Annotated in this window: 4 protein-coding genes and 1 pseudogene; 1 reads left to right on the top strand and 4 read right to left on the bottom strand. The window is 71.2% G+C overall.

What is annotated here, in order from left to right; all coding sequences use genetic code 11:
• The 4 genes from Q0M60_RS04610 to Q0M60_RS04595 form a co-directional block, all read right to left on the bottom strand.
• A partial coding sequence (locus Q0M60_RS04610; protein ID WP_296816532.1) for a type I glyceraldehyde-3-phosphate dehydrogenase occupies positions 1-792 on the bottom strand: 792 nt, incomplete at its 3' end.
• Positions 793-929: 137 nt separating this feature from the next.
• Entirely contained in the window at positions 930-2,204 is a 1,275-nt protein-coding gene (locus Q0M60_RS04605; RefSeq protein ID WP_296816530.1) for a S41 family peptidase, read from the bottom strand.
• The gene (locus Q0M60_RS04600; protein ID WP_296816528.1) at positions 2,201-3,754 is read right to left on the bottom strand and encodes an ATP-binding protein; all 1,554 of its coding nucleotides are present in this window, start codon (positions 3,752-3,754) and stop codon (positions 2,201-2,203) included. Before Q0M60_RS04600 ends, Q0M60_RS04605 begins: the two co-directional genes overlap by 4 nt.
• Positions 3,751-4,467 (bottom strand): response regulator, encoded by a 717-nt coding sequence (locus Q0M60_RS04595; RefSeq protein ID WP_296816526.1) that lies wholly within the window; start codon positions 4,465-4,467, stop codon positions 3,751-3,753. Before Q0M60_RS04595 ends, Q0M60_RS04600 begins: the two co-directional genes overlap by 4 nt.
• A gap of 174 nt (positions 4,468-4,641) precedes the next feature.
• On the opposite strand from Q0M60_RS04595, the pseudogene Q0M60_RS04590 reads away from it, so the two are divergent.
• Positions 4,642-5,124: pseudogene (locus Q0M60_RS04590) on the top strand (hypothetical protein); the annotation flags it as partial.

Below are 5,124 nucleotides of genomic sequence, written 5' to 3'. Positions count from 1 at the left end.
GGCCTTCAGCGCCGAGTTGATCTCCTCGGCCGAGGTGTCGCGCCCGGCGACGACCTTCAGGTCGACGACCGAGACGTTCGGGGTCGGGACGCGGATCGAGGAGCCGTCCAGCTTGCCCTTCAGTTCCGGCAGGACCAGGCCCACGGCCTTGGCCGCGCCGGTCGAGGTCGGGATCATCGACAAGGCCGCGCCGCGGGCGCGGTAGAGGTCCTTGTGCATCGTATCGAGCGTCGGCTGGTCGCCGGTGTAGGCGTGGATCGTGGTCATGTAGCCGCGCTCGATGCCGAACAGGTCGTGCAGCACCTTGGCCACCGGCGCCAGGCAGTTGGTGGTGCACGAGGCGTTCGAAACGATCACGTCCTCGGCCGTCAGCACGTCGTGGTTCACGCCGTAGACGATGGTCTTGTCGGCGTTGTCGGCGGGGGCCGAGACCAGCACGCGCTTGGCGCCGGCGTTCAGGTGGGCCGAGGCCTTGTCCTTGGAGGTGAAGATGCCGGTGCACTCGAAGGCGATGTCGACGCCCAGGTCCTTGTGCGGGAGGTTCGACGGATCGCGCTCGGCGGTGACGCGGATCTTGCCCGCGCCCACGTCGATCCAGTCGTCGCCGGACTCCACCGTGCCCGGGAACCGGCCGTGGACCGAGTCGTAGCGCAGCAGGTGCGCATTCGTGGCCACCGGGCCCAGGTCGTTGATCGCCACCACCTCGATGTCGGTGCGGCCATGCTCGACGATGGAGCGCAGCACGAGACGGCCGATGCGGCCAAAGCCGTTGATGGCGACACGAACGGTCATGGATTCACCTCAAGGAGCAGGGAGCGGCCGCGCTTCGGGAGCGCGGCCATGAAACGGATGGGCGCCGTTTTGGCTCTGCGCCCTGCCAAGTCAACCCTTGGGCCCCTCACAAGCCGCGAACGGCTGTTACGGCCCAGCTAGTCTGTGCGGCGCTGGCGCATGCCGGGCCCGAAGGCGGGGCGCTGCTCGATGGCGATGACTCGACCCGACGCGTCGCGCTCGAAGGCGAAGCGCATCAGCGGATCTCCCGCCACGAAGAACAGGTCGGTCTCGACCGGCGTCAGCACCATCGGCGGGCGTCGGCCACGGCGCACGACCAGCGCCTCGTCTTCGTTCGCGACCGCCAAGGGGCCGTAGGTTCCGGCGTAGTCGTTCAGGGCCACCGGTCCGCCGGTCCAGGTCTGGAAGGCCGACAGCGCCCATGCCGCGTCGGTTCGGTCGGGCTGCTCGGCGAGGATCTGGCCCAGCGCCAGCCTCTGCGCGTGGTTCAGCGCCAGCGCGGCCGGGGCCTCCACGTCGGGGATGACGCCGGTCCCTTCCCAGTTCCGACCGGTGATCGGATTGACCGGCGAGCCGCCCGAGATGAACACCATGAAGCCGCCCGGGATGGGGAACATGCCCCCAGGGTTCGAAGCGCCGCCGGTGGTTTCCCCGACGATGGTGGCGCGGCCCGCCGCCTGCAGCGTGTAGGGGAAGGCCTCAGCGGCCGATCCGGACCGCGCGCTGGTCAGGACATAGAGCGGCGTCTCCAGACGCGGCGCGCTGTAGTAGATGCGCGGGGTCTCCCGACGCGTGCCGTCGCGGTTGTGAAAGACGTTGTAGATGTCCGCATCCGGCGGCGTGAAGGCGCTGACCAGATAGCCGACCATGGCCGGAGATCCGCCCCCGTTGTTGCGGACATCGAAGATCACGGCGTCCGTATGGGCGACGAGGGCCAGCGCCGCGTCCGCCGCCCGCCGCGCCGGGTCGTCAGGATTTCCGAAGTCGATGTTGGCGAAGGACCGCATCTCGATCAGGCCGATGTTGCCCGGCAGGACCTCGACGCGCGTGAAGCCGTAGTTGGACAGCCGCTGGATGTCTGTTCCCTGCGAGCGGACGCCGCCCGATCCAGGGCTCGCGGCCGGTCCCGCCGGATCATGCAGGACGACGAAGTGAGCGTCCTCGGGCCGGAGGCGTGCGCTGAGCTCCGCCGCCAGGTCGCGCGGGTCGGTGAACGCATCGTACCGGCCCGACGCGGACTCGGCTTCGAGCGCGTCGGCGATGGCGTCGCCGCGCTCGATACTGAAGTACTGGTCGCGGATGCGCTCGGCGATCGCCTCAACCACGGCGCGGGGCCGCGCCGCGTCCTGCGCGGGGGCAGGGCCGCCGGGCAGGGCCAGCGCGGCGGCGAGGATCAGGGCTCTGAGCTTCACGGGTTCGGCTCCTTGGAAAGCGGTAGGGTGAGGCGGGCGGCGAGGCCGCCGTCGGGTCGGTTGGACAGGGTGACGTCGCCGCCGTGGGCGCGGGCGATGCCGCGGGCGACGGCGAGGCCCAAGCCCGCCCCGCCGGTCTCGCGGCTGCGCGACGGCTCGGCGCGGCGGAAGGGTTCGAAGACGGCTTCCAGGTCGATGTCGGGGAGGCCCGGGCCGGTGTCCTCGACCTCGACGACGGCCTGGCCCGCTTCGGTGGTCACGCGGATATGCGCGGCGCCGGCGAACTTCACGGCGTTCTCGACCAGATTGCCGACGGCGCGGCGAAGGTTGAGCGGCTGGCCCTGGACCCGCACGCCTGGCGCGGCCTCCACGCTGACCTCGGCCCCCATCTCGGCCAGATCGTGCACGACGGAGGAGACCAGGGCGCCGAGATCCAGCGTGACCCGGTCCTCGCGCACCGTCTCGCCGCGGACATAGGCGAGGGCTTGGGCGATCATGCCGTCCATCTGCTCGATGTCGGCGGCCATGCGGTCGCGGATCTCCGGCTCGGTCTGTTCGGCGCGGAAGCGCAGACGGGTCAGCGGCGTGCGCAGGTCGTGCGCGATGGCGGCGACCATCTGGGTGCGCCCCTCGACGTAGCGGCGCAGCTTGGCCTGCATGTCGTTGAAGGCGGCCGCGGCGTTGCGGACCTCGGCCGGTCCCGTCTCGGGGAGGGGCGGGGCGTTTGGGTCTGAGCCCAGGCGCTCGGCCGCCTCTGCGAAGACGCGGATCGGCCGGGTCAGGCGGCGCGCGATCAGCCACGCCAGCGGGCTCAGCAGCAGCAGGCTGGCCAGGAAGCTCAGCAGGATGCGCGTGTGCCAGGGCGACAGCAGGCTTTGCGGCGGGCTGACGGTGGCCCAGCGGCCGTCCGCCTGACGCACAGTGGCGGTAAAGGGCGGGAAACGCAGCTGCTCGGTCAGGATGGTGACGCGCTGCTGCGGGCGCAGCACCACGACGTCCTCGTCGCCGGGGGCCAGGGGAATGACCTGCGGCGTCGGCGGCGGCTCAGGCGCCTCCGGCGCATCGGGAGAGTCCGGCGCGTCGGGAGCCGGCGGGCCACTGACCCGGCGGCGGACGACGAAGGACTCGCTGCGCTCTTCAAGCCGGACCACATCCTCGGGCATCCGATGTTTGAAGGGCAGGGCCAGCCGTTCGTGCATCCGGCGGCGCATGGGTCCGTCGACCGGGACGACCTGTACGCGGACGTCGCCGCGCTCGACGCCGAGGCGGGATTCGAGCGCCAGCGCGATCACGCGGGCCAGCGGGTCCTCGGTCGAGTGGGCGTCGAAGGCGGCTTCGTCGGACAGACGGCGACGCAGCGTCCGGCCCTCGTCGGTACGGACCGGCTCGCCCTCCAGGGCGGCGACCGCCTGGTCGATGGTGAAGCCTTGCGGCGTGGGCGGCGGCGCGTGCAGGACCACGGCGAAGGCGACCACCTGGGCGGCCACGATCGACAGCACCACCAGCAGGGCGACCTGCAGGAATACGGGCAGGGTGGCCGGGCGCCTCATGCCGGGCGGACCTCAACCGACAGGCGATAGCCCTCGCCGCGCACCGTCTCGATCAGCTCGCGGCCCGTGCCGTCGTCGAGCTTCTTCCTTAGCCGGCTGATCTGGACGTCGATGGCGCGGTCGAATGTCTCGGCGGTGGGACCGCGCGCCAGATCCATCAGCTGATCCCGGGTCAGCACCCGGCCCGGGCGCTCCACGAAGGCGCGCAGCAGGTGGAACTCGCCCGACGACAGCGGGCTGACCGCGCCCGAGGCGTTCATCAGCTCGCGCCGGACCAGATCGAGCCGCCAGGCGCCGAAGCGCACGGCCTGGCCGCCGCCGCGCGGGCGTCGTTCGGCCGAGCGGCGCAGGACGGCGCGGATACGGGCGAGAAGCTCGCGCGGATTGCACGGCTTGGGCAGATAGTCGGCGGCCCCTAGCTCCAGTCCGACGATGCGGTCGGTGTCCTCGCCCATGGCCGAGAGCATGATGACAGGGGGGCCGTCCTCGGCGAGACGGCGGCAGATCGACAGGCCATCCTCGCCCGGCATCATCAGGTCGAGCACCACGACATCGGCGGGATCCCGCGCCAGGGCCTGGTCCATCTCGCGTCCGTCCGCGGCGCCGCGCGCGTCGAACCCTTGGCGCGCCAGGTAGTCAATCAGCAGGTCGCGGATGCCCGGATCGTCATCGACGACCAGCACCTTGGCCGGAGCGGGCGGGGCGGTTTCCATGACGCCATCCTGTCGGGCGAACCGCGCCCGCGTATTTCACGGCTGAAACATTGCGGACGCAAAGGCCCGGCCTGCAAGGGTTCGCGAGCTCGGGCCTCCGAAATACTGGCGCGACATGCGGCAGGTCTCATGAGCATGAGGCGGACGCCGCCCGCGATTCAACTGGAGACCCTCATGAAGACTCTCATCGTCGCCGCCGGGCTGATGGCCCTGCTGCCCGTCGCCGCCCAGGCCCAGGCCCAGGATCAGGACGTCCGCGAGGAGCGCCGCGTCGTTGTGCTCGGCGGCCCCGGCCACCGCATGGAGATCGGCGACGAAGGCCTGACCCGCGAGGCCTTCACCGCCCATCACGCCGAGATGTTCGCCTCGATGGACGCGGACTCCAACGGCGTGGTCACGCGCGACGAGATGCGCGCCTTCCACGAACGCATGATGCCGGAGGTGCACGCTATGCGCGGCCCGCACGGTCCGGACGGCCCTCATGGCCCGGGCGAAGTCGTGATCCGCCGCCACGGCGGGGATCACGCGGACGGAGACGTGGTGATGTTCCGCCATCGCCTGGGCGACGGTGAGCACATGGAGCACGGCGACGGCCAGGTCCGGGTTTTCGAGTTCCGCCACAGTGGGGATGGCCCGGGTCTCGACGCAGACGGCGAC

This window comes from Brevundimonas sp., assembly GCF_024711105.1.
Taxonomy (GTDB): Bacteria; Pseudomonadota; Alphaproteobacteria; order Caulobacterales; family Caulobacteraceae; genus Brevundimonas.
The sequence above is the reverse complement of the archived record's forward strand: the minus strand, read 5'-3'. Positions and strand labels throughout refer to the sequence as shown.

Coding starts and splice junctions, on each gene's coding strand:
- Q0M60_RS04600 (WP_296816528.1), bottom strand. CDS start 3,754: ATGAGGCGCCCGGCCACCCTGCCCGTATTCCTGCAGGTCGCCCTGCTG.
- Q0M60_RS04595 (WP_296816526.1), bottom strand. CDS start 4,467: ATGGAAACCGCCCCGCCCGCTCCGGCCAAGGTGCTGGTCGTCGATGAC.